This window comes from Paenibacillus sp. FSL F4-0087, assembly GCF_038020215.1.
In the GTDB taxonomy this organism is placed as follows: Bacteria; Bacillota; Bacilli; order Paenibacillales; family Paenibacillaceae; genus Paenibacillus; species Paenibacillus taichungensis.
Genome location: NZ_JBBODJ010000001.1, coordinates 623,054 through 645,729 on the forward strand (window position 1 = coordinate 623,054; position 22,676 = coordinate 645,729).

At 47.0% G+C, this 22,676-nt stretch carries 18 protein-coding genes; 6 read left to right on the top strand and 12 right to left on the bottom strand.

All coding sequences use genetic code 11. The annotated features are described in order from the left end of the window. Positions 1 to 2: 2 nt before the first annotated feature. Positions 3 to 749 carry a DeoR/GlpR family DNA-binding transcription regulator gene (locus MHB84_RS02895; RefSeq protein ID WP_076292091.1) on the bottom strand — a complete coding sequence of 249 codons (747 nt, stop codon included), beginning with the start codon at positions 747 to 749 and terminating at the stop codon, positions 3 to 5. A 262-nt stretch (positions 750 to 1,011) separates the two neighbouring features. On the opposite strand from MHB84_RS02895, the gene MHB84_RS02900 reads away from it, so the two are divergent. Then, the gene (locus MHB84_RS02900; RefSeq protein WP_076292092.1) at positions 1,012 to 1,695 is read left to right on the top strand and encodes a G1 family glutamic endopeptidase; all 684 of its coding nucleotides are present in this window, start codon (positions 1,012 to 1,014) and stop codon (positions 1,693 to 1,695) included. A 117-nt stretch (positions 1,696 to 1,812) separates the two neighbouring features. On the opposite strand, the gene MHB84_RS02905 is transcribed toward MHB84_RS02900, so the two are convergent. The 5 genes from MHB84_RS02905 to MHB84_RS02925 all read right to left on the bottom strand — a co-directional run bounded on the left by MHB84_RS02905 (position 1,813) and on the right by MHB84_RS02925 (position 11,367). Beyond that, positions 1,813 to 2,262: a hypothetical protein gene (locus MHB84_RS02905; RefSeq protein ID WP_099853612.1), complete on the bottom strand. Its 450-nt coding sequence runs from the start codon at positions 2,260 to 2,262 to the stop codon at positions 1,813 to 1,815. 167 nt (positions 2,263 to 2,429) lie between these two features. Next, positions 2,430 to 3,857, bottom strand: coding sequence for an FAD/NAD(P)-binding protein (locus MHB84_RS02910; protein ID WP_076292094.1), 1,428 nt, complete (start codon positions 3,855 to 3,857; stop codon positions 2,430 to 2,432). 412 nt (positions 3,858 to 4,269) lie between these two features. After that, positions 4,270 to 8,004, bottom strand: coding sequence for a collagen-like protein (locus MHB84_RS02915; RefSeq protein ID WP_445322120.1), 3,735 nt, complete (start codon positions 8,002 to 8,004; stop codon positions 4,270 to 4,272). A gap of 1,771 nt (positions 8,005 to 9,775) precedes the next feature. Then, positions 9,776 to 10,729: an NAD-dependent epimerase/dehydratase family protein gene (locus MHB84_RS02920; protein WP_076289763.1), complete on the bottom strand. Its 954-nt coding sequence runs from the start codon at positions 10,727 to 10,729 to the stop codon at positions 9,776 to 9,778. 116 nt (positions 10,730 to 10,845) lie between these two features. Further along, the gene (locus tag MHB84_RS02925) at positions 10,846 to 11,367 is read right to left on the bottom strand and encodes a TetR/AcrR family transcriptional regulator (protein WP_076289764.1); all 522 of its coding nucleotides are present in this window, start codon (positions 11,365 to 11,367) and stop codon (positions 10,846 to 10,848) included. 438 nt (positions 11,368 to 11,805) lie between these two features. Between MHB84_RS02925 and MHB84_RS02930 the strand changes: the two genes are divergently transcribed. The 3 genes from MHB84_RS02930 (at position 11,806) to MHB84_RS02940 (ending at position 13,286) form a co-directional block, all read left to right on the top strand. Next, complete coding sequence (locus tag MHB84_RS02930; protein ID WP_076289765.1) at positions 11,806 to 12,225, top strand: MarR family winged helix-turn-helix transcriptional regulator; 420 nt, start codon at positions 11,806 to 11,808, stop codon at positions 12,223 to 12,225. A gap of 27 nt (positions 12,226 to 12,252) precedes the next feature. Continuing rightward, positions 12,253 to 12,903: a nitroreductase family protein gene (locus MHB84_RS02935; RefSeq protein ID WP_076289766.1), complete on the top strand. Its 651-nt coding sequence runs from the start codon at positions 12,253 to 12,255 to the stop codon at positions 12,901 to 12,903. 86 nt (positions 12,904 to 12,989) lie between these two features. Beyond that, the gene (locus tag MHB84_RS02940; RefSeq protein ID WP_053783565.1) at positions 12,990 to 13,286 is read left to right on the top strand and encodes a putative quinol monooxygenase; all 297 of its coding nucleotides are present in this window, start codon (positions 12,990 to 12,992) and stop codon (positions 13,284 to 13,286) included. 145 nt (positions 13,287 to 13,431) lie between these two features. Here the strand turns inward: MHB84_RS02940 and MHB84_RS02945 are convergent, their stop codons facing one another. From MHB84_RS02945 to MHB84_RS02970, 6 genes are all read right to left on the bottom strand, one after another. Continuing rightward, complete coding sequence (locus MHB84_RS02945; protein ID WP_076289767.1) at positions 13,432 to 14,481, bottom strand: NAD(P)/FAD-dependent oxidoreductase; 1,050 nt, start codon at positions 14,479 to 14,481, stop codon at positions 13,432 to 13,434. Between the two features lie 236 nt (positions 14,482 to 14,717). Beyond that, positions 14,718 to 15,533 (bottom strand): helix-turn-helix domain-containing protein, encoded by an 816-nt coding sequence (locus tag MHB84_RS02950; RefSeq protein ID WP_076289768.1) that lies wholly within the window; start codon positions 15,531 to 15,533, stop codon positions 14,718 to 14,720. A 191-nt stretch (positions 15,534 to 15,724) separates the two neighbouring features. Then, complete coding sequence (locus MHB84_RS02955) at positions 15,725 to 16,732, bottom strand: FecCD family ABC transporter permease (RefSeq protein ID WP_076289769.1); 1,008 nt, start codon at positions 16,730 to 16,732, stop codon at positions 15,725 to 15,727. Beyond that, positions 16,729 to 17,736 carry a FecCD family ABC transporter permease gene (locus MHB84_RS02960; protein WP_072735887.1) on the bottom strand — a complete coding sequence of 336 codons (1,008 nt, stop codon included), beginning with the start codon at positions 17,734 to 17,736 and terminating at the stop codon, positions 16,729 to 16,731. The genes MHB84_RS02955 and MHB84_RS02960 overlap by 4 nt, the downstream gene beginning before the upstream one ends. A 12-nt stretch (positions 17,737 to 17,748) precedes the next feature. Further along, positions 17,749 to 18,723 carry an iron-hydroxamate ABC transporter substrate-binding protein gene (locus MHB84_RS02965; RefSeq protein ID WP_076289770.1) on the bottom strand — a complete coding sequence of 325 codons (975 nt, stop codon included), beginning with the start codon at positions 18,721 to 18,723 and terminating at the stop codon, positions 17,749 to 17,751. A gap of 115 nt (positions 18,724 to 18,838) precedes the next feature. Next, positions 18,839 to 20,485, bottom strand: coding sequence for a helix-turn-helix domain-containing protein (locus MHB84_RS02970; RefSeq protein WP_076289771.1), 1,647 nt, complete (start codon positions 20,483 to 20,485; stop codon positions 18,839 to 18,841). 529 nt (positions 20,486 to 21,014) lie between these two features. On the opposite strand from MHB84_RS02970, the gene MHB84_RS02975 reads away from it, so the two are divergent. Together MHB84_RS02975 and MHB84_RS02980 are read left to right on the top strand one after the other, a co-directional pair. Further along, positions 21,015 to 21,296 carry an ArsR/SmtB family transcription factor gene (locus tag MHB84_RS02975; protein WP_072735884.1) on the top strand — a complete coding sequence of 94 codons (282 nt, stop codon included), beginning with the start codon at positions 21,015 to 21,017 and terminating at the stop codon, positions 21,294 to 21,296. 71 nt (positions 21,297 to 21,367) lie between these two features. Further along, entirely contained in the window at positions 21,368 to 22,564 is a 1,197-nt protein-coding gene (locus tag MHB84_RS02980) for an MFS transporter (RefSeq protein WP_076289772.1), read from the top strand. Positions 22,565 to 22,676 lie beyond the last annotated feature (112 nt).

The window sequence follows — 22,676 nt, forward strand, 5'->3', positions numbered from 1 at the left end:
GGCTATCCCTCAATTATTTTAGTTTTCTCGGCGATTACAGAGCGCCAGTGTTCCGGCATACGTTCTGTGATCAAGTCTGCCTCCTCAAGGTCAAACAGTTTGGCAAAAGTAATTTCTCCAATTTTGCTGGAATCAGCCAGCACGTAAGATTTACCGGACAATTGATGTGCACGCCTTTTAATCAAGGCTTCCTCCGGATCAGGAGTTGTATACCCCATTTCGGCGTCCACTCCGTTGGTTCCAATAAAACATTTATCAAAACGGAAGTTGTCCATGTTCTGTAATGCGATACTGCCAATCACGGCTTTGGTGTGAATTTTCATCATTCCGCCAAGCAGATAGCTGCGTATTCGTTTACTTACCAGCGCTTCTACATGAGAAAGCCCGTTCGTCACTACCGTAACGTCCTTGGCTTCAATATAGGGAATCATGGCTAATGTTGTCGTCCCTGCATCCAGATAGATACATTCACCATTGTTGATCTCCTGCGCAGCTAAACGAGCAATCGCCGTTTTCTGTTGAATGTTTTTGAACGTTTTTTCTTCCATACCTGGTTCTGGCGTCTTTTCATTCACTAGAGCAGCACCACCATGTATGCGTTTCAGCATCTGACGGCTCTCCAGATCAATCAAATCGCGCCGTATTGTTGATTCAGAAGCACCAAGCACATCGACAAGCTCTTGCAGTTTCACAATTCCTCTTTCGTGTAAGCGCTCTATAATTGCAGCATATCGTTCTTCAGTTAGCATTTTCATTCCTCCAACTGCTTTTATAGTAACATAAAATCCGTAAAAAACAATCATTTTCATTCAAATTAATTTAAAAACATCCAAAAACCATCAACATTCGACATTTAATAGACATCAAACATCGCATTCAACCCTAAATATCGTTCAAAATCGTTCAAATCTTATTTCTTTTTCAGAATGTCCATATCCTCTTTCTTCTTCCATGCATTTGATAATATCGAACGAATGATTTCGTCTCTATTTCCACATGGGAGGTGGCCGTATGACGAATAGTAGAAATAAACACCGAAGACCTTGTATTCCTCATACAGGTAAAATAAATTCTTCACTACGCTTCGGGTGGATTTCCTCCAACTGGAGCGGTTATGCCCGAGCGAGTGACAAAGCTAAATTCAGACGTATCTCGGCTGAATGGAACGTGCCCTTTGTTCTACCATCATCCAAGTCCTCATACTCCTCAGCCTGGATCGGTATTGATGGATACGAGAATTCCAATCTCATTCAGACTGGAACAGGCCATGACTGGGTTAACGGCCAAGCTAGTTATTATGCCTGGTGGGAAATTCTTCCGGACGTTGAAACGGTCATCCCTTTTCCTGTATCACCAGGAGATCGGATCAGAGCTGCCATTTATAAAATCAATCGTACCCGCTGGTGTATCACACTCCATAACCTGACTCAAAGTTGGACTTTCCGCACCGTTCAGCAATATACAGGCCAACAATCATCCGCGGAGTGGATTGTAGAAGCCCCATCAGTGGGAAGTTCCATCTCCAAGATGGCAAAAATTACGCCTGTCACCTTCAAATGTTGTCGCCTGAATGGTTGCTCCCCCGGCTTCGTTGCCAAAGAGAAAGGTATCATGATTCAGCAAAAACAGGTTGTTTCCATTCCAGGAGCACCGGGACCACGCGGAGACTCTTTCGTCGTGAAACGAAACGGCTAAGACTTCTTCGTTGACAGATTCGTTAATGAAAAAAAAACTACAATGAGCCGTATTCGGCGTACCATTGCAGAATGGATATTCGGTCATTGTGGAATTGACACGAGTCTCTTTTTTCAATTATAAGAATAGCTCAGCCCTGTCTGGTTTGGGTTTTACCCAATTTCCTTCTTCATTAATAAATGCTCCCTTGAAACGCCCCATCTCCAATTTCTCTATTAGCTTCATCTCATCCAGCACCAGAATTTCGGACAACTGCTGCAAACTATAAAAATCACTTGGATCATAATCCAGCAGAATTGGAACAGCCATGTCGTACAGTTCTTTAATTAGATTTTCCAATGAATGACGCCCGAGGTTGTCCATGGTTTGGAAATACTTCAGATCATGGGACACCAGATTGCGGAACGATTTATCTTTCAAGTTCATCCACAGCGTATTACACGCCTGAACACTCATATAGTTCTGCTCTACATCATAATATTGGATCTCATCAATCTTCATATACTTTTCCTGAAAAGCCACAATTTTGATCAAGGGTTCATTTCGTTTGCGTGACGCTTTCTTCAAATGAGTTCTGAACCCCTCATAATCCATGATTCTCACAATAATCTATCGCCTGCCTTAACGCTGTATAATTCGATATTTTACAGCATTATATAAGCACCCGTAAATGTAACTTTAGAAAAAGGAAAACCGTACAGCATCTTACTCCGCTGTACGGTCATTTTGAATACTCAGATTCCAACTTCACTCTTCACCCAACTCGCAGTAAATTCCTGTTCGTTATACTTCAAAAATTGCTCCAAGATCTGCTCACGGTCATCCAGGAAAAGCTGATCGGCTACAGCTGAAACCAACTTCGGCACAGCATTCTTTGTCCCCGATATTGCCGAGGCAGAGAGGCCGCAACTTGCAAGTGCAGAGTAGTTAAAGACAAACAACCCACGCAGTTTAACCTGTCCCTCCTCATCTCTGCTGGTCATTGCAAACCCGGGACTAAGGTAGGGATGTGCGTCAAGTAATGCATTCCTTTGTTCCATCGGAGCTTGAAAACGGTCTGCCCAGCGTGCAATGTGTGCCTCCACCATTCTGAGCTCGGGGCGCAGTGACGGATCACTCACCATACCCGTGCTGATGACCAGAAAATCAAAGGAGTGCTGGCCCTGTGGCGTAGTCACTACCGCTTTCCCATCCTTCATCTGTACATCCAGCCAAGGCGCATGAAGATGTAATTGGAAGCCTGGCCATGCAGCGGCCCGGTTGAAGGTATCATTGGTTGGTGGCTGATTGTATTTAAAAAAATGGGAAATGGTCGCATACTTATCCTCGTCCGACAATACGTGAAAACGTTCGATCATACCGGATTGTTCCATCTGACGTATCGGGTTAACGCTTGGCAATTGTTCCCGCCGCACAAATACGTGAGCCTCAGCCACGCCTGTGGCAAGTGCAAAGTTGGCATTATCAAAGGCAGACGCCCCGCCACCAAGTATGGCAATCCTTTTTCCTTTTAACCGTTCATAATCAATTAGCTCGGACGTGTGAGCGTACAGATGTCTAGGTACTTTCTCAGCGATCATCGGCGGTACATGCCATTCTCCACCACCCTGGATGCCCGTAGCCAAGACAACCTTTCGTGCCAGCAACATATTACTTGGAGCCCCTGCACCCGTAATGTGTAGCCGGTGTAAGCCTCCATCTGCAGGTTCAATCAGTCTCAGTTTCACTTCATTCACGACAGGTAGTTTAAGCACATCCCTGTACCAACGCAGATAGTTCATCCATTCGCTGCGCGGAATTTTATCAACCTCATCCCATCCCGAAGGACCCGCTTGCGCTTCCCACCATGCTCGAAACGTCAGCGAAGGAATACCGAGATCAATGGAAGTCAGATGTTTTGGTGTACGTAACGTGACCATACGCGCGTAAGTTTCCCAAGGTCCCTCCAACCCTGCGGCATTTTCATCAATGACCAGAATGTTGGATATCCGCTCACGTAGGAATCCAAAAGCAGCCCCCAAACCGCTCTGCCCACCACCTACAATAACGACATCATAGATATGGCCTTCGTCATGTTCGCGAGGGCGAATCCAATCCGCACCTCCATATGCGAGATAAGCCAGATCATCTTGTACTCGTTGGTTTAATGTTTCAAGGCTCATCATTCATCAACCCTTTCAACGTCCACTCGTATGCTGCTACGAACCGCTCGTTTAATGTTATGTTGGTGTAATAATTTGTTTTGTTGATGGATATTCTATAAGTTCAAAGTAGCCTAATTCATTTACCATATGGATAAAGACGGTGATTCCGGCTCAATCCCTTACATCATTTTCATAAGGATTAGCGTTATTATATGAGTTGGAGTCATTTTTTTGAATATCACGACAGATTTCTTGTCATCAGATCTAAAAATATCTAACATGCTTGTTAACTATAACGAAACCAAATTTTAATGGCTTCGTCCTGTATGTAAAAAAGACAGATCAGGTTGGATATTAACGGTCGATCCAACCCGGATCTGTTTTCGTTTTGTCTTATTTTCAAATAGGTGGGGTGCTGAAAATCAACACCTCATGTCAATTCGTGTACTGACCATACAATACCGTTCGTTGCTCCAATGCCCAAGTTCAGAGTAATCGTTAATCCATTCGCTGCGTAAAACAACCCGATCACATCGCCTGCGTTCAGCGTAACCTGCGCAGCTAGCGTTACGGCTCCACTCCCAAGCACTGCCCGCAACGTGAGTAGCGTTACACTAATATTCAGGATTGGCAATAGTCCATTGACCAATGTAGTCGTAGTGGGGGATGTTCTTTGCACCAGAAACGCCGGATTGACCCCAGCACCCAATGAGATGGCGATCGCGGCAGTTGTAGAAAAATTGATTGTTGCCACAATCGAGTAGGTCCCAGTATTTGGCGCCGTGTAATTGCCTGTAGTTGCATTAAAATTTGCATTACCATAGTAAGGACTTGCTGTGCTCCAGTTGGTTAACTGTGCACTGGTTGTTGTTGATAGATTAGCCAAAAATGCAGAAAATCCTTGTGCAGCTAGATTGGGCCCTGATGCACCCGTAGCCCCTGTGGCTCCTGTGGATCCAGTAACTCCAGTCGCCCCGGTAGCCCCAGTTGCGCCTGTTGTTCCCGTTCCCGTTGCTCCTGTCGCACCAGTTGCACTCGTTACACCCGTTGAACCCGTTGAACCCGTTGCACCAGTAGCCCCAGTCGTTCCTGTTCCTGTGACCCCTGTCACACCTGTTACCCCAGTAAGACCCGTTGCACCAGTGGCTCCCGTAGCTCCGGTTCCGGTTGCCCCTGTCACACCAGTTACTCCAGTAAGTCCCGTCGTGCCTGTGGCTCCAGTTGTTCCCGTTCCTGTTGCCCCTGTCACACCAGTTACTCCTGTTAAACCCGTCGCGCCTGTGGCTCCAGTTGTTCCGGTTCCTGTTGCCCCTGTCTCACCTGTTACCCCAGTTAAGCCCGTTGCACCTGTCACTCCAGTAAGACCTGTTGCTCCAGCAGCTCCTGTTATTCCTGTTCCCGTGGCGCCTGTCACACCTGTTACACCTGTTAAACCCGTCGCGCCTGTAGCTCCTGTCGTTCCTGTTCCCGTTGCTCCGGTAGCTCCAGTAAGACCCGCTGCACCTGTGGCTCCCGTAGCTCCGGTTCCGGTGGTTCCTGTCGCACCAGTTACCCCAGTAAGCCCTGTTGCACCTGTGGCGCCGGTCGTTCCCGTTCCGGTGGCTCCTGTCGTACCTGTCACTCCAGTAAAACCTGTTGCTCCAGCAGCTCCTGTTGTTCCTGTTCCCGTTGCACCTGTCGCACCTGTTTCCCCAGTAGATCCTGTCGTGCCTGTGGCTCCGGTAGTTCCAGTAGCCCCGGTGACTCCTACTCCAGTTACACCTGTTACACCGGTCACACCAGTAGATCCGGTGACTCCTACTCCGGTGGCACCTGTCGCACCAGTTTCACCAGTAAGCCCCGGTGCACCAGTAGCTCCTGTTGTTCCCGTGGCTCCTGTCGTACCTGTTACTCCAGTAGATCCTGTGGCTCCTGTAACTCCGGTTGCGCCTGTCGCACCAGTAAGTCCCGTCGCGCCTGTGGCTCCTGTCGTTCCGGTTCCTGTTGCACCTGTTTCACCAGTTACTCCAGTAAGCCCCGTTGCACCAGTGGCTCCAGTTGTTCCCGTTCCGGTTTCGCCTGTCGCACCTGTTACTCCAGTAAGACCCGTTGCTCCCGTGGCCCCTGTAGCTCCCGTTCCGGTGGCACCTGTCTCACCTGTTTCACCAGTAAGACCCGTTGCTCCGGTAGCTCCGGTGACTCCAATTCCTGTTGCTCCAGTCACACCTGTTTCACCAGTAAGTCCCGTTGCACCAGTAGCTCCCGTTGTTCCCGTTCCGGTGGCACCTGTCTCACCGGTTACTCCTGTAAGCCCCGTTGCACCAGTGGCTCCAGTTGTTCCCGTTCCGGTTTCGCCTGTCGCACCTGTTACTCCAGTAAGACCCGTTGCTCCGGTAGTTCCAGTAGCCCCGGAGACTCCTACTCCGGTTGCGCCTGTCACACCTGTTGCACCTGTAAATCCTGTTGCGCCGGTGGCCCCAGTTGTTCCTGTCCCGGTTGCACCTGTCGCACCTGTTACCCCAGTTGAACCCGTCGCGCCTGTGGCGCCGGTAGCCCCGGTGACTCCTACTCCGGTTGCACCTGTCTCACCTGTCTCACCTGTTTCCCCAGTAAGACCCGTTACACCAGTAGCTCCCGTTGTTCCCGTTCCGGTGGCGCCTGTCGCACCTGTTTCCCCAGTAAGACCCGTTGCACCAGTAGCTCCCGTTGTTCCCGTTCCGGTGGCACCTGTCTCACCTGTTACCCCAGTTAAGCCCGTTGCACCAGTAGCTCCAGTTGTTCCTGTACCCGTTGCGCCTGTAGCACCAGTTACTCCAGTAAGTCCCGTTGCTCCGGTGACTCCAATTCCGGTTGCTCCAGTCACACCTGTTTCACCAGTTACACCTGTTAAACCCGTTGCACCAGTAGAGCCTGTCGTTCCTGTTCCCGTTGCTCCTGTTGCTCCTGTCACTCCGGTTACACCAGTTGAACCCGTCGCACCTGTGACTCCCGTAGCTCCGGTTCCGGTGGCGCCTGTTGCACCAGTTACCCCAGTAAGACCCGTTGCTCCGGTGGCTCCCGTTGTTCCTGTTCCAGTGGCACCTGTCTCACCAGTTACTCCAGTAAGACCCGTTGCTCCGGTAGCTCCTGTTGTTCCTGTTCCGGTGGCACCTGTCTCACCTGTTGCACCTGTAAATCCTGTTGCGCCGGTGGCCCCAGTTGTTCCCGTTCCCGTTGCGCCGGTGGCTCCTGTAACTCCGGTTCCGGTTGCGCCTGCCGCACCAGTTTCACCACTAGACCCTGTCGTACCTGTGGCTCCCGTGATTCCTATTCCGGTTGTGCCAGTCACACCTGTTGCACCTGTAAATCCTGTTGCTCCGGTGACTCCTGTCGTTCCGGTCCCGGTTGCTCCTGTCTCACCAGTTACTCCAGTAAGACCCGTTGCTCCGGTAGCTCCGGTTGTTCCTGTTCCGGTGGCACCTGTCGCACCAGTTACCCCAGTTGAACCCGTCGCGCCGGTAGCCCCGGTAACTCCTACTCCGGTTGCACCAGTCACACCTGTTGCACCTGTAAATCCTGTTGCTCCAGTAGCTCCAGTAAACCCCGTTGCACCTGTTATACCCGTAGATCCTGTCTCACCGGTGACTCCAGTTGTTCCGGTAGCCCCGGTTGCGCCTGACACACCTGTTTCACCAGTAAGACCCGTTGCACCAGTAGCTCCCATTGTTCCCGTTCCGGTTGCGCCTGTCGCACCTGTTAAACCCGTCGCGCCGGTTGCACCAGTTGTTCCTGTTCCGGTGGAACCTGTCGCACCAGTTACACCTGTTGAACCCGTCGCGCCGATTGCACCAGTTTCACCAGTAAAACCTGTCGTACCTGTGGCTCCGGTAGCGCCTGTCACACCTGTTGCACCTGTAAATCCTGTTGCGCCGGTGGCCCCAGTTGTTCCTGTTCCGGTGGAACCTGTCGCACCAGTTACACCTGTTGAACCCGTCGCGCCGGTTGCACCAGTTTCACCAGTAAACCCTGTCGTACCTGTGGCTCCGGTAGCGCCTGTCACACCTGTTGCACCTGTAAATCCTGTTGCGCCGGTGGCCCCAGTTGAACCCGTTGCACCAGTAGTTCCTGTTGTTCCCGTTCCGGTTTCGCCTGTTGGACCAGTTACCCCAGTAGACCCTGTCGTACCTGTGGCTCCGGTAGCTCCCATGACTCCAATTCCGGTTGCTCCAGTCACACCTGTTTCACCAGTAAGCCCCGCTGCACCTGTCACACCAGTTTCACCTGTTAAACCCGTTGCTCCGTTTCCGGTTGCACCTGTCTCACCAGTTACTCCAGTAAGACCCGTTGCTCCTGTAGCTCCAGTTGTTCCTGTTCCGATGGCGCCTGTCGCACCTGTTATACCCGTAGATCCTGTGGCTCCGGTGGCCCCAGTCGTTCCCGTCCCGGTTGCGCCTGTCTCACCTGTTACCCCAGTTGATCCTGTCGTACCGGTGACCCCAGCTAAGCCCGTCGTACCTGTCGTTCCCGTTGCGCCGGTTGCACCAGTTACCCCATCAAGCCCCGTTCCTCCGGTTACACCCGTTGATCCCGTCACGCCGGTGGCTCCAGTTGTTCCTGTTCCGGTTGCACCTGTCACACCTGTTACCCCAGCAGATCCTGTCGCGCCGCTGGTTCCTGTTGTTCCCGTTGATCCTGTCGTACCGGTTATCCCAGCTAAGCCAGTCGCACCTGTCGTTCCCGTTGCCCCGGTTGCACCAGTTACCCCATCAAGCCCCGTTACTCCAGTAGCCCCAGTCACACCTGTATTACCTGTAACACCTGTCACTCCAGTGCTACCTGTGGTTCCAGTTACACCTGTTGTGCCCATTGCTCCAACGGCTCCAGTTGCTCCAGTCGAACCTGTAACGCCTGTAATTCCGGTCACTCCAGGATCGCCGGTCACACCAGTTATACCCGTAGATCCTGTTGTACCAGTGGCCCCAGTCGTTCCTGTTCCAGTTGCTCCGGTCGTACCGGTTATCCCAGTAAGACCCGTCGCGCCGGTGGCTCCCGTAGCTCCTGCGCTTCCGATAGCTCCAGTTGCCCCAGTCACACCTGCGGTACCTGTAACGCCTGTTTCTCCAGGGTCGCCTGTGGACCCAGTTATACCTGTCGTACCCGTCACTCCTGTGCTACCTGTGTTACCCGTTACTCCCGTAGCTCCCATTCCAGTTACGCCGGTTACACCTGTTGTGCCCATTGCTCCCACAGCTCCGGTAGCTCCGGTCGAACCTGTATTACCTGTCACTCCGGTCACCCCAGGATCGCCCATCGCTCCTGTTACCCCTGTCGAGCCTGTTGCACCTGTGACTCCTGGATCACCAGTAATTCCTGTTGCACCTGTCACACCAGTTATGCCTGGGATTCCGGTTGACCCAGTTACCCCTGTACTTCCTGTAACTCCCCGGCCACCAGCTTTACCTGTTACTCCAGTCAATCCTGTTATTCCTATCAAGCCAGTAGCTCCCGTACTCCCCATCTTACCTGCTAATCCCATAGCTCCTGTGGTTCCCGTAGCTCCAATCGCTCCTGTTTTTCCTTGAAACCCTCTATATCCCCTCGGTCCACGAAGCACACGACATCTGGATCTGAGTGCTCTTTTCTTTTTTAGCGTAAGCTTCTTTTTAGATTTACATTTGACTTTTCCTTTTTTAGAAACGCGAGTGCCTGCTTTTTTTAATTTGCGTCTGGTTGTACTGATGGAGGACATTTTGCGCTCCTTTTTGGATATATAGCTCACAAGAAAATCCCCCCTCCTTGTACACCGTATCAATTCTCCGCTTTTGCAATACTACACTCTATGTCTAGGACAGGTCTTGTGCACCGCCCATTAATGAAGTCATATCACCATGCATCATTTGGGTTTAGGTCGTAAGCATTAACCGAGTCATAAAGTATTTTAATTATTGATTGATCAATTACAATTGAACATAACACAATTATTTCTTTTGCAGCTCACCTATCGTCTGTGTAATCCCTTCTTCAAAAGAAGTCATCTTCACCGGCCCAATGTTGGCCTCGTATTTCGTTTTACTCAACACCAGCGGTTCTTCTGTCAAATATAACATTTCAACAATTTCTTTCATTACCGGTACGGCCAATCCAAGCAGCGAAAGTCCTGTTTTGCCGAGGGCTATGACCGGTTTCGCTTTACCCGCGACCTGTTGTGCAATACGTACGATTTCCTTGCCCGATATTACGCCAGTACCAGGAATATTCCAGTTCTGCCCGTAGGCATCATCTCTGCTCGCCAACTCCACAACCATGACCGCCGCATCTGGCAAATAGACATATTCTCGTGGCGTTTTCATAGTTCCGATAAAAAAAGTCATTTTCCCTTCCGCTATTGCTTCAAGCGTAGACCCCAGGTATGAAGCCTGATTGGCAGTAGGGCCATAATAATCAGGCAATCGAACAATCATCACTTGCGCTTTGCGCCATTGACCGCTAAATAACATCTGCTCAAAGGCAAGTCGAGTTTTGCCTTTTCGAGTATGCGGCTGCTTTGGATGTTCTTCAGTCACTTCTTTCATTTGTCTTCTGCCATAAGGATAAATCCCGTCAATGACGACCACCTTCAGGCCCAGTTGTTCTGCCGCCTCCATAACGGATTCACCCAAAGGGATCAGCTTACTCTCCATTTCGTTATAAGGTACATTCGCACAGTGAAACATTACATCAGCTCCTAGTGAAGCAGCTACTATATCATCAGGTCGGAACGCATCTCCCACAGCGATTTGAAGGTAATCAGGGGAACCAAGCTTTACCGCAAGTTGCTCCAGTTTTTGACGTGAGCGACCAAAAATGGTTGTAGAAATGCCACGTTTAATCAATTCCTCTGTAATTGCTGCCCCCGTTCCACCTGTTGCCCCAACTACGATTGCTCTGTTCATTTCATCTCAACCTCTTTCTCTCAATTAGTTATTGATCAATTACTTACTTAAACACAATATAACGTATACTTAGTGATTGATCAATAACTAAAATGCAAAAAGGGATGCTTCCCTTTCTATCTATCCATAAGCTCTGGCATATGCAGTGAGGTCGATATATTACATAACATGCCAATTGCCAGGAATATTAACGTTCTTTGCTTTGGATTGGCACTGCCTGCTGCTGTGAAAGCTTCCAATACCATATCTCGCACCTCAGTAAACCCTTTTTGCATGGCTTGACGGATGACTTCCTCCTGAATCGTCTGAGCCTGCATTTGCAGCAAAATTTCGTTCTTGTGAGATTTAAGAATCTCCTCATAGGCTTCTGTTAACTCGTTCTCCAATTGATCTGGAGTAGCTGTCTCCACCACCGCTCGGAATGAATCAATTACTCGCGTCCAAGATACCTCCAGCGCTGTTAGAAGCAAAGCCTCTTTACTTTTAAAAAAACGAAAGATATACGGTTGCGAAATATTTGCCCTTTCTGCTACTTGAGCTGTGGTCGCCCGAAAATAGCCGATTTCAGCAAACACCTCAATAGCTGCGGATATGATATCACTACGTCGATTAACCGACACCGCTGCATCTTTAGCCATGGTAATCACGCCTCCATTCATTAGTAATTAATTGATCAATAGCTTGAAGTATATAGGAAAGTCTAATGCATTGCAAAGAGACTCATCACTCTAATCCTTGATCAACTGAACCGACTCGGCAGCCCTCCCACATGATATATCGTCCAGCAGGAAATCGATATATAGTTACTTAATTGGATAACCTACACCTACGGAACTAAGAAGACTTTCGCTTTGGAATAGATGGATTTATCTTCTCATGACTACCCTGTTGCAAAATCAAAATACTCATGATATATTAATTGAGCCATCAATGATTGATGCATCAAATATTGATACGTCAAAGATTAACTTAGCATATTTCACTGACTAAGCAATGGCACTGTATAATGGCAACTTTATGTATTTTGTTCACATAAGCCGTTGTTCATGGTCGAGATTCACCCGGGAGGTCTAGTCATGACACGTATTGTTTCCAAAGAAGAGCAGATTATCAATCTGCTGAACGTACTGGGGAATAAAATTAGTCCCAAATTCGAACGCTGTACTGGTATCAGTTCCTCTCGCTTTGAGATTTTGCATGAGTTGGATCAGGTGGACGAGATTAACCAGTCCATGCTCCAGAAAATCATCAACATCGATAGTGCTGCAATCACACGTCACTTGAAACAGCTTGAGGCGGACCTGATGGTCACGAGACGTAAAAATCCCGATGATAACCGGGTAACGTTTGTTAGTCTGACGGACCATGGTCGGAAGCAGATTGAAGGCTACAAGGCAGAGAAAACCAATTATATTAACCAGATTTTACAGGGGTTCAACGAAGATGAAGTTTACGCTCTCGCCGATTTCCTGGAACGAATGCAAAACAATTTCTAAACCCATATATAGAGGAGAGAATCATACATGAGTACATTCCAAAGCACTTTTCAAAAGACAAATGATTTTAACGAAATTACTTACGGCCGCCGGTCTGTAAAACTATACGATCCTGAAGTCAAAATCAGCCGTGAAGAAATGACAGAAATTCTGTCAGAAGCTTCTCGCGCCCCATCTTCCATCAATTTGCAACCTTGGCGTTTTCTCGTTGTAGATACGGCTGAAGGCAAAGAAAAGCTTGCTCCTCTCGCTAGATTCAACCAAAATCAGGTTTTGACTTCCGCAGCAGTCGTTGGTGTATTTATTGATATGAACAATGTCGAGTACATGGACGAAATTTTTGGTAAAGCGGTAGAGCTTGGTTATATGCCACAGGAAGTCAAGGATATGCAGCTCAAAACTGTAATGCCTTATTACGAAAATATGCCCGCTTCCGCTCTTCGCGATGTCAATCTGATTGACGCAGGTCTGGCTTCCATGCAATTGATGCTCGCTGCACGTGCTCATGGTTATGATACTAACCCAATCGGTGGTTATGAGAAAGATCAAATTGCTGAAGCATTCGGTATGGATAAAGATCGTTACCAACCCGTTATGCTGATCTCGATCGGTAAATCGGCCAAAGAAGGTCACCCTTCCTACCGTCTGCCTGTTGAGACAATTACGACTTGGGCATAATATCAGTCAATGTTTTACGTGCTCCAGCACCAGTTACATTTCAAACAATAACAACATTCTAAATACACTAATGGAGGTTGAATATTATGATTATCATTCACGCTCACTTGCAAGTTAAACCAGACCAGGAACAAGCTTTTTTGGAAGCTACAAAAGTGCTGATCCCTGCAACACGTAATGAAGAAGGCAACATCAGCTATGATCTCGCCAAAAGTACTGAACGCGAACATCACTACACGATGATTGAGCTGTGGAAAGACGAAGCCGCTACAGCTTCCCATAATGCTAGCGCCCATTTCCAGGCTTTCGTTCAACAAGCAGCAGCATTCATGGCCGCTCCAATGAACGTTGAAGTATTCGCTGGAGAAGCGGTTAAACGCTAAAACATGAGCCTTACACTAATTAATTAAGCAGACCGACGAGATCGTCGGCTTGTGAAAAAGAAACCGCTCCTCGTCATGCTGACGGTGAGCGGCTTTTTTGATATTGAACGAAGATTTTTATGATGACCATTTTAGTTTGTGTATTTTATTTGGTGTATAGATGCTTCATCAGCTCACGGTTTTTCTGCGTGAACAAGTCATTGTGTGAGGAAACCATTCCATGTGTATTGGCTTCGGGTGTTACGTATAGTTTGGCTTTGTTCACGGCATTGGCTGCGTCCTGGAACGCTCCTGCGATCAAATGAAGCTTCCCTTCATGATGCAAAATATCTCCCGCAGCAAAAATGCCTGGAACAGATGTTTCGCTGACTGGTGTGCCTGCGATCCAATGATCCTTCATATCAATTTTAATATGACTATTCACCAGCAATTCCTTGTCCCGCTCATAACCGTAGTTAATGATGACCTCATCCACGGCCAGCTCCAATGAAGCTCCGTCCTCATTACGTTTCAGCACAACTGTCTCAATCTGTTGATGATCGTCTGTAGCGATCAGCTTCTCAATCGTTGTATTAAGCAGGCATACGACTGAACTGTTCTCAAGACGTGATATTTCAGCTTCATGGCCTTTCAGCGTATCTTTCCGATACGTTAAATAGACTTGTTTGGCAATAAGGGCAAGCTCGTTTGCCCAATCAATCGCCGCATTACCACCACCCGAGATCAGAACCGTTTTGTCCTTGAAACGGGACAGCGATTTGACTGTATAATGTAAGTTCGTAACCTCGAAACGTTCTGCACCTTCAATTTCCAGTTTAATCGGCTTCAGAATTCCTCCACCAATAGCTAAAATCACAGTTTTGGAGTAATGTTTTTCCTCAGAAGCGGTGTGCAGTACGAAGTGACCTTGCTCATCCTTGGATATGGACGTGACCTTTTCTCCAAGAACAACCTCTGGCTGGAAAGTCAGCCCCTGATTGACCATTTGTTCGATTAGTTGTGCGCCCGGAACGGGTTGTAATCCCCCTATATCCCAGATCATTTTTTCAGGATACACATGCACCTTACCGCCCAGATAGGGCTGAAATTCAATGATTTTGGTTTTCATTTCACGCAAACCGCTATAAAAAGATGAAAATAATCCGGCAGGCCCACCACCAATAATCGTTACATCAAACACTTCATGATCTTTCATCTTGAATACCCTCATTTCCGAATTGGTTTGTCCAACATTCTTCAATTTATTCCTGCATGGTTAGAACGGCCGAGGACGCATCGAGAGAAAAAAGAGCTTTTATTGTATTCATCTCAGTCAACCTTCCAACCTTATATAATAATGATTCTCATTATCATTTAATACTATAGCAAGGATCATTGAAAATGCGAATGCACAAATCACCAATTTGGGATGTACTATTGTCTAATGGAGGCTTAATCAAGATGCATGTATTCCGAAGGAGAAACACCAAATTTACTTTTAAAAATTCGACTGAAATAGAGCGGATTGGTATAACCAACACTGATCGCAACATCGCGAATCAAATAACTACCTGATTTCAGCAGCTCCCCTGCCCTCTCCATGCGATAATGGATGACATAGTCAATTGGGCGGAATCCCGTGTATTTGTGAAAAAAGTATGAGAAACGCTTTGAACTCATGCCATGTAACTCTGCTAGCTCATCCAGTGTCAGCAGATTCATGTAATGTCCATGTATATAAGAGATGGCTTGCTCAATCACCTTTTCACTCGGCGAAGTTCCACTTTCCCGTTGACTGCAGCCTGTAAAAACCTGAACCATGATGCTCAAAAATAATTCTTTGACTCGCAGTTTGCCAATTCCCCCCTGCGCGTGCAATTGTTCCTGCAGCATGACCAGTAATTCAACAACCCTTGGATTGGCACCGGATTCCAATTTGAAATGAGAGTCGCATTCCTGAACACTGTCGCCCTTTTCCAATTGGTCAAAACTATAAAATAGTAAATAATATTCATACTCCGAATGGCCTTTCACTTGTGAGTCCAGCTGCATGCCAGGTGCTGCATGAAAAACAGACCCGGGCTGTAACTCGTATAAAGTTCCATCTACTGACATACTGGCTTCTCCCCGTACCACAAAAAGAAATCCATGATTTAATGTTCTGAATTCACGCAATATACTTTTGGGTTGCAAAACCAATCGATTGATTCCATCTATTTTATAAGAATGATCTGCAAATATTGAAGCTAATTGGCCCACATCTGTCATGGTAATTCCACCTATCTTTTAGAATCGGTTTAAACTGTGCCTATTTTATCTTATCACACAAATCAAGTCATATTGGGTTGCCTGAGTTCACCCTCCACCGTCAAAACTACAAACAAAGGCCATCCCTTGTCTTGACGACAAAAAGATAGCCTGATTAGCTAAGTATTGAATTAGTCTAAAACTTTTTTAGATTATTTCTTCAATAATAAATAGACAAAATACGGCACACCGATTAGGGAGACTATAATTCCAGCTGCAATTCCATCAGGGTCAACCAGGTTGCGCCCAACCGTATCGGCAATTAATAGAAGCCAGCCTCCAAGCAGAACGGCAACAGGAATAAATAACGAATTACGTGGACCGACCAGCGCTTTGGCGATGTGTGGAGCCATCAAACCGATAAACGCGATCCCTCCCGTAACCGATACAGCAGATGCGGCTGCTGCAACAGCAATCACCATGAGTACCAAGCGTTCCCGCTCAAGCTTCAAACCCACTCCGATCGCTGTTTCTTCGTTCAACCCCATCAGATCAAGCCGTCTGGTTCTGAACAAAGTAAGCGGGATTAACACAATCAGCCAAGGCAGCAAAGCCCATATGAATGGCCAGTCTGCCCCCCATATGTTTCCGGATATCCATTTGGCAATAAAGTCGACCTTGGAACGCTCCGCGGAAGAGATAATGACGATCATGATGCCTGACAGCGCCATCGAGAATCCAACCCCGACCAGCACCATTTTTATGGGATCAAGTCCCTTGGTCCGACTATAGGAGAACAGATAGATGAGCGCCGCAGTCAGTAATGCACCGATAAAAGCAGCTAACGGCAACATATAAACGAACGTGCCCGCTTCAATCGGGAAATACAGAAAGAAGATCGCAACAGCAACACCTGCACCTGAATTGATTCCGATGATGCCTGGATCGGCCAAATCATTACGCGTAATACTTTGCAAAATAGAGCCTGACAGCGCAAGCGCCATACCAGCTAGTAATGTAATAAAAATTCGAGGTAATCGGACCGAAAACAGAACAAAGTCTTCTTTGAATGTGCCTTGGCCAAATAACACCGGAATTACCCTTTTGAAAGACAACGAGGAATAACCCCAGCTCATACCTACCACAGCCGTAATGAGGATCAGCAGCAAACACACGAGCAGAATCATTCGTTGCTTGCGAATTCGCGCAGACATTGTCATGAGAATGCTTTGCCCCCTCTACGCACAACGAACAGGAAGAAAGGTAAACCAAGCATGGAAGCAATGGCGACCACCGGTGTTTCGTAAGGTGCATTTATCGTTCGACCCAGTGTTTCGGCAAGCAGCATAAACGATGCTCCGGCAAAAATGGATACGGGTATAATATACCGATAGTCCGTGCCTACCAATTTGCGGACAATATGCGGGATCATTAAGCCGACAAAGGCCATATTTCCGATCAATGCAACCGACGCTCCGGTAAGCACGATGACCAGCAGGAACAGAACAGTTTTGACGAGTACAAGCTTCTGCCCCAGTCCAGTCGCCACTTCATCGCTCAAGCTAAGAATGTTGATCTGGTTGGAAAGAAACGGAACTACAGCTAAACCAATCAGTATGACAGGCGCAATAGCTTGAATCTGCCCCCATGTCGTTCCGATGAGTCCTCCCGAAGTCCACATGGATACATCCTTGGAAATTTTGAAAAAGATACTGATACCATCCGAGATGGCATACATAAAAGCGGATACCGCTGCCCCAGCTAGCACTACCCGGATAGGGGATAAGCTGCCCCTCCGCATCGAGCCAAGCACAATAACCAAAGCTGCTCCAAGTGCAGCACCAACAAAACAAGCAACCATAATTCCAAAATATCCGAGTGATGGCATAAAAACAAAAGCCAGGGCGAGTGCCATATTGGCCCCTGAAGTCAGACCAAGCAGTCCAGGATCAGCCAGCGGATTGCGAGTTATTCCTTGCATGATGCCTCCGGAGACGGCGAGAGCCGCTCCAATCAGCATGGCAGCGAGTTCCCGTGGAAGTCTGATCTCTCGCAGAATAAGAATATTATCGTTCTTCGTCGCAGAGGTCAGGGTCAGCCACAGATTGCGAAATGTCGTTTCTTCTGCGCCAAACATCATGGCGATGATGAAACACACGATAAGTACGAGTACACTACCCAGCAGCTTGGTTGCAAACCGAAAAGGAAGTCGTTTATTTTTCATCGCGTTCAAGGTTTACTTGCCAAGAAAATGTTCGATAAAGAATTCCAGCTGGTATTCCATGCTCAGTGGATCATTGAAGTAAAATGCCTTGGCATCCGCTTCGAATACTCGATTATTTTTCACCGCATCAATATTTTTGTATGTTTCGGTATTTTGGAACGAGTTGTCCTCATCGGCATTTTTACTGAATATTACATAGTCTCCCATGTAGTCTTTCAGTACTTCGTTCGATACAGCAAAGAATCCGTCTTTCTTGGTAGCTTCCTTGACCTTATCTGGCATACCTAAACCGAATTGATCATACAGTATTTCCGTTCCACGTCCGAATTTCTCGCCATAAACATAAAGTTGTTTATTGAACGTTTCAATAACGGATACAGTCGCATTCGCGCCAATTTTAGCTTTGATTTCTTCCCCTACTTTTTTGCTTCGAGCGTCAAAATCTTCAACCCAAGCCTGTGCTTCTTTTTCTTTGTTCACAAGTTTTCCGATCTCCAGTTGTTGCTTGAGGAAGTCCACCTTACCATATGTATAGGTGACTGTTGGAGCAATTTGCTTCAGCTTGTCTACGTTCTTGATATCAGACAGGCCGATAATTAGATCTGGGTTCAATTCAATAATTTTCTCCAGACTTTCATCGGTAACCGCCTCTGTATTCGCTAGTTTATCTTTGAAATTTGGGTTCTCCTTGGACATTTCATCCACACCGACCAGCGGTACATCCAGTGCCATCACGTTTCCTGTCAGGAATCGGGTCAGCACAACCACACGTTGCGGGTGGGAGGGAACTTCCACAGGACCTGTCTCCGATTGATAAGTGAACGTGCCCGAATCTGACTCGGATGAAGAACCTGCTGAATCGGTGTTCGAAGAATTGGATTCGTTGGATGTAGTTGCATTCTCCGTTGTATCTTTGGCTGAGTTGCTTCCACAAGCGCTAAGCAATAATACCAGAACTAATATAAATGGAACAAAAAGCTTTCTCATTAGATGACTCTCTCCCTTTTCTCTTTGAATATGAAAATCATTCTCATTACAATAGCTAATTATAGGCATGCAGGATGAACCTAACCATGCCTTTTTGTTTGAGAAAACCTTTGGATTATTGGATGGCAGTCCATAAGGATACAGCCCGTCCGAGCTGCAAACGAATGGAAACCGGATTGTAGGGTATCCACTCTTCCTGCTCCAGATGATAGATCCGATTTCGCTTCACTGCCTCAAGCCCTTTCCAGTATTCTGAGTTAAATATACCTTCTGAATGAGCCTTTGACCCTTTTTCATCTGGAAAAACAATGACGAGCATACGAGTGCCCTCGTAATCCTGAAGTTGCGACAGTTGGATAGTAACCGAATGAAATTGGTCGCCAAACCTCTCTATTTCCTGGGCAATCTTGGCCGAAGGCCGTAATCCGAGCGATTGATACATCACATATCCGACATTTCTAATTCCATATATTTGTAAGGTATCCGGTTTTATGACGAGAATGGTCAGTGTCTCATTCACAATCGGGCTTGTTTGAATGGCTTCACGTGCCTGCTGTTCTTCCCTTTCAAAGTCTGCCAGCCATTGTTCTGCCTTCTCCAATCTTTGAATTGCCTGTGCGATAAACCGCAGATGTTCTTTCCATCCAAGCTCCATCCACGCAATTTCAACAATAGGAGCGATGGATCTTAGACGTTCAGAACTTAATCCGTTCATATGTAGATGCTGATTTGCTGCAATGATGAGCTCAATATTAGCATCTAGTAATACGGACTTTATTTGTTCAGGTGAACTGTCAGAATGGATAAAATGTATCGTTTGAGGTGGGCTAACTCCCTCTGTGCTTACATATTCGCTGCTTTCTGAGATTACGACCGCTGGTTCCACTCCAAGTAACATTAGATGGCTTGCATAAGGTGCACACCACACAGCCACTTGTTGAGAAGGTCTGCGACGTGTGTAACCTGATGGACTCTCTCCTGTTTGCTGCTTGAAACGACGACTAAGATAGAATTCATCTTTATATCCAACCTTCAGCGCGATCTCACGAAGTGAAGCGGACCCGCCAATCAATAACTCTTTGGCACGGTGAACACGCAAGCGTGAGAGATACTCATTCGGTGCGAATCCAGTTAGCTGCTTAAAAAGAGTGGAGTAGTGAGATCGACTGACCCCCGCAATTTCGGAAAGTCCTTCGGTTGTTATTTTCTCACTAAAATGGTTCTCCATAAATAAGATGCTGCGTTCCATAGACGGTTGCTCACTCGCAATATATTTTGCTTCCATTCGTTCCAAAAGACTCATCAGTACTTGATGAAACAGAATCTGGTTACGCATATGCCTGACTTCATTGCCAGGTAAACGATACATATAGAGCTCCTCAAGCTGAGTTGCAATCGTTGGTTCATAGAACTCAATAAGCGTTCCTGCCGCAAGCACACTGGACCGTCCCATGGCTTCCATGGGCAGTGATTTCTTCTGTTCTTGTGTGCTAATGGAGAGGGTGTATATATGAAGAGGGTGCATCTGATTCCCCTGTATTACAACATCACTCTTCGCCGGAATAAGGATTACTATTCCATCGGTGAGTTCGTAGATGTGATCGTCGAGATGAAGTGAGCCCTTACCACTCGAAACAGCCAATAGAACGGTCAAGTTCTCATGGATTCTATGTATCGGCATGGTTGACGTACTATATAATGATTGAATGCTGTCTGCTGTATATATTGGAAAATAGGACTCTGCCCATTCCGAGTTGTTCATTTTGTATCCTCCGTGACTGTTATGCCTGTTAGCGGGAAACTAAATTAATCGTCCGTTCTGGGGTCACTCATTCCACTTACTGATGAGGGATGATGCCTGATAAACGGCTCTGTATGACTATTTTAACATTGTGGCTTCCTCCAGAATACTAGCGTTCAATTATAAATAGCTTTTACGATTGTCGCCATAAGTATGGCAAAAATTTCAACCGTATTCTACAACGCAAGTTACTTTTACATAATGGTCTCAAATAAAACATTCCATCCTTTCCTTATTTAACTCGAAGTTTAATCATGTTGCGGGGAGAGCTGATTCAGGCTGCGAACCCAAGAAGCCGGAAGCACCAGATTTCAGGTGTTCCTGGCATGAGAGCCTGGCAAGGTGGTAGCTATTTTGACGGAAAGCCCAAGCGACTCATCTGTTAAAATAACTACACAGTCTTATTCTCTGTTTACATTCAAAAAAAGGTGTGCTACATTATTTTTACGGATATAGAAATAACTACAGTTAGAAAAAAGGTGAATTTACGATGGTAGAAGAAAATGCGAATGTGCGTCAAGCTATTAAAGTGTACAAAGCGCTCGGAGAACCCACGAGAATCAAAATTGCCTTACTCCTTACGGAGGAGACAACTTTGTGTTGCTCGGATATCGAGTCTAAGCTGGAATCAGTGGCCAGCTCAACGCTTTCCCATCACTTGAAGCAATTGACAGACTGTGGACTGTTGAACCACCGCAAGGAAGGAACATATATCTACTACAGCGTAAACCGCGAAATGGCACAGAAATATGCGCCTTATTTGCTGGAGTAATTTTTTTTAAACATTATTTCTATAGAACTAGAAATATAAAACATTGAAGTATAGAGAGGAGCTTTACCAGTATGTCGAATGCATTGAAAATTTATATGCTGGCTATTATCAGCTTTCTAGTTGGGACATCCGAATATATTATTGCAGGGATTTTGGATAAGGTGGCTGCAGATGTAGGTGTCTCCGTATCGGTCGCAGGTCAGCTGATTACCGTTTTTTCTCTGGCCTATGCCTTCGGCACACCGATCGTCATAGCCGTCACTGCACGTATGGAGAGACGTAAACTTCTCCTTTATGCGCTTGGTGTATTTGCTGTAGGCAACCTGATTGCCGTCGCGTTACCCGGCTTTACATTCTTGCTCGTATCGCGTATTGTTCTCGCGATTAGTACCGGCGTGTTTCTCGTTACCTCATTGACGGTTGCTGCCAAGCTCGCTGCACCTGGCAAACAAGGAAGTGCGATTGCAACTCTTATAATGGGTTTCAGTGCCTCCTTAATTATCGGAGTTCCACTTGGAAGAGTCGCCGCTTCGGTTTATGATTGGAAGCTCATTTTCGGCGTTATCGGTCTACTAGGTTTGTTTGCCATGTTCTTAATCCTTATTGCTATTCCCCAATCCAATGGCGAGGCGCCTGTTCCGATTCGCAAACAGTTTGCACTGTTGAAGAAACCTGAAATTGCGATCGCGTTGGTTGTCGCCTTCATGTGGATTGGTGGATACTCTGTTGTTTACACCTATATTTCGCCCTACTTGCTGACCATAACCAAATTAAGCGAGCAAAGCGTAAGCATCGCACTCTTCTCTTTCGGTATCGCTAGCTTGTTTGGTTCTAAATTCGGCGGTTACAGCACCGATAGATGGGGAGCTCCCCGCACATTAGTCATCGGAATGCTGTTTAATACCATGGCTCTAGTTCTGCTCTCACTAGATGGACAATCGCCGTTGATCGTATTCCCACTTCTGATGTTTTGGTCTTTCACCGTTTGGTCTTCGAGCCCTACCCAGCAGTTTTATTTATTATCACTTGCTCCAGAGGCATCGGGCATTATGCTTAGTATGAATACCTCCGTGTTGCATCTTGGCATGGCCGCTGGTGCTGGTCTTGGCGGTGTTGTCGTCGAGCAGGCATCACTGAGCTACATCAGTTGGATCGGCGCAACGAGCGTCATTCTGGCTGCTGTAACTGCTGCTACCTTCTTCCGTATTTCCTACTTGCGCAAACGCCGCGAAGAAGTAAAATGCAGCCTAGTCGAGACTTACGCGTAATTCAAATCTCCCCAAAAAACCAGGCTGCTAATTTACAGCACCCTGGTTTTTGTTTTTCTATTCAAGTCGGGTCAGGAATTTGTTTTTCTTCCCGTGGCGCAGCACGACAATT

Excerpts from the sequence above, each read along its gene's own strand:
- MHB84_RS02950 (WP_076289768.1), bottom strand. The coding sequence starts at position 15,533 with ATGACAGATGTGGGCCAATTAGCTTCAATATTTGCAGATCATTCTTAT.
- MHB84_RS02970 (WP_076289771.1), bottom strand. The coding sequence starts at position 20,485 with ATGAACAACTCGGAATGGGCAGAGTCCTATTTTCCAATATATACAGCA.
- MHB84_RS02920 (WP_076289763.1), bottom strand. The coding sequence starts at position 10,729 with ATGAACAGAGCAATCGTAGTTGGGGCAACAGGTGGAACGGGGGCAGCA.
- MHB84_RS02975 (WP_072735884.1), top strand. The coding sequence starts at position 21,015 with ATGGTAGAAGAAAATGCGAATGTGCGTCAAGCTATTAAAGTGTACAAA.
- MHB84_RS02925 (WP_076289764.1), bottom strand. The coding sequence starts at position 11,367 with ATGGCTAAAGATGCAGCGGTGTCGGTTAATCGACGTAGTGATATCATA.
- MHB84_RS02935 (WP_076289766.1), top strand. The coding sequence starts at position 12,253 with ATGAGTACATTCCAAAGCACTTTTCAAAAGACAAATGATTTTAACGAA.
- MHB84_RS02915 (WP_445322120.1), bottom strand. The coding sequence starts at position 8,004 with ATGGGAGCTACCGGAGCCACAGGTACGACAGGGTCTACTGGGGTAACT.
- MHB84_RS02980 (WP_076289772.1), top strand. The coding sequence starts at position 21,368 with ATGTCGAATGCATTGAAAATTTATATGCTGGCTATTATCAGCTTTCTA.
- MHB84_RS02895 (WP_076292091.1), bottom strand. The coding sequence starts at position 749 with ATGCTAACTGAAGAACGATATGCTGCAATTATAGAGCGCTTACACGAA.
- MHB84_RS02910 (WP_076292094.1), bottom strand. The coding sequence starts at position 3,857 with ATGAGCCTTGAAACATTAAACCAACGAGTACAAGATGATCTGGCTTAT.
- MHB84_RS02940 (WP_053783565.1), top strand. The coding sequence starts at position 12,990 with ATGATTATCATTCACGCTCACTTGCAAGTTAAACCAGACCAGGAACAA.
- MHB84_RS02960 (WP_072735887.1), bottom strand. The coding sequence starts at position 17,736 with ATGAAAAATAAACGACTTCCTTTTCGGTTTGCAACCAAGCTGCTGGGT.
- MHB84_RS02955 (WP_076289769.1), bottom strand. The coding sequence starts at position 16,732 with ATGACAATGTCTGCGCGAATTCGCAAGCAACGAATGATTCTGCTCGTG.
- MHB84_RS02945 (WP_076289767.1), bottom strand. The coding sequence starts at position 14,481 with ATGAAAGATCATGAAGTGTTTGATGTAACGATTATTGGTGGTGGGCCT.
- MHB84_RS02965 (WP_076289770.1), bottom strand. The coding sequence starts at position 18,723 with ATGAGAAAGCTTTTTGTTCCATTTATATTAGTTCTGGTATTATTGCTT.
- MHB84_RS02930 (WP_076289765.1), top strand. The coding sequence starts at position 11,806 with ATGACACGTATTGTTTCCAAAGAAGAGCAGATTATCAATCTGCTGAAC.
- MHB84_RS02900 (WP_076292092.1), top strand. The coding sequence starts at position 1,012 with ATGACGAATAGTAGAAATAAACACCGAAGACCTTGTATTCCTCATACA.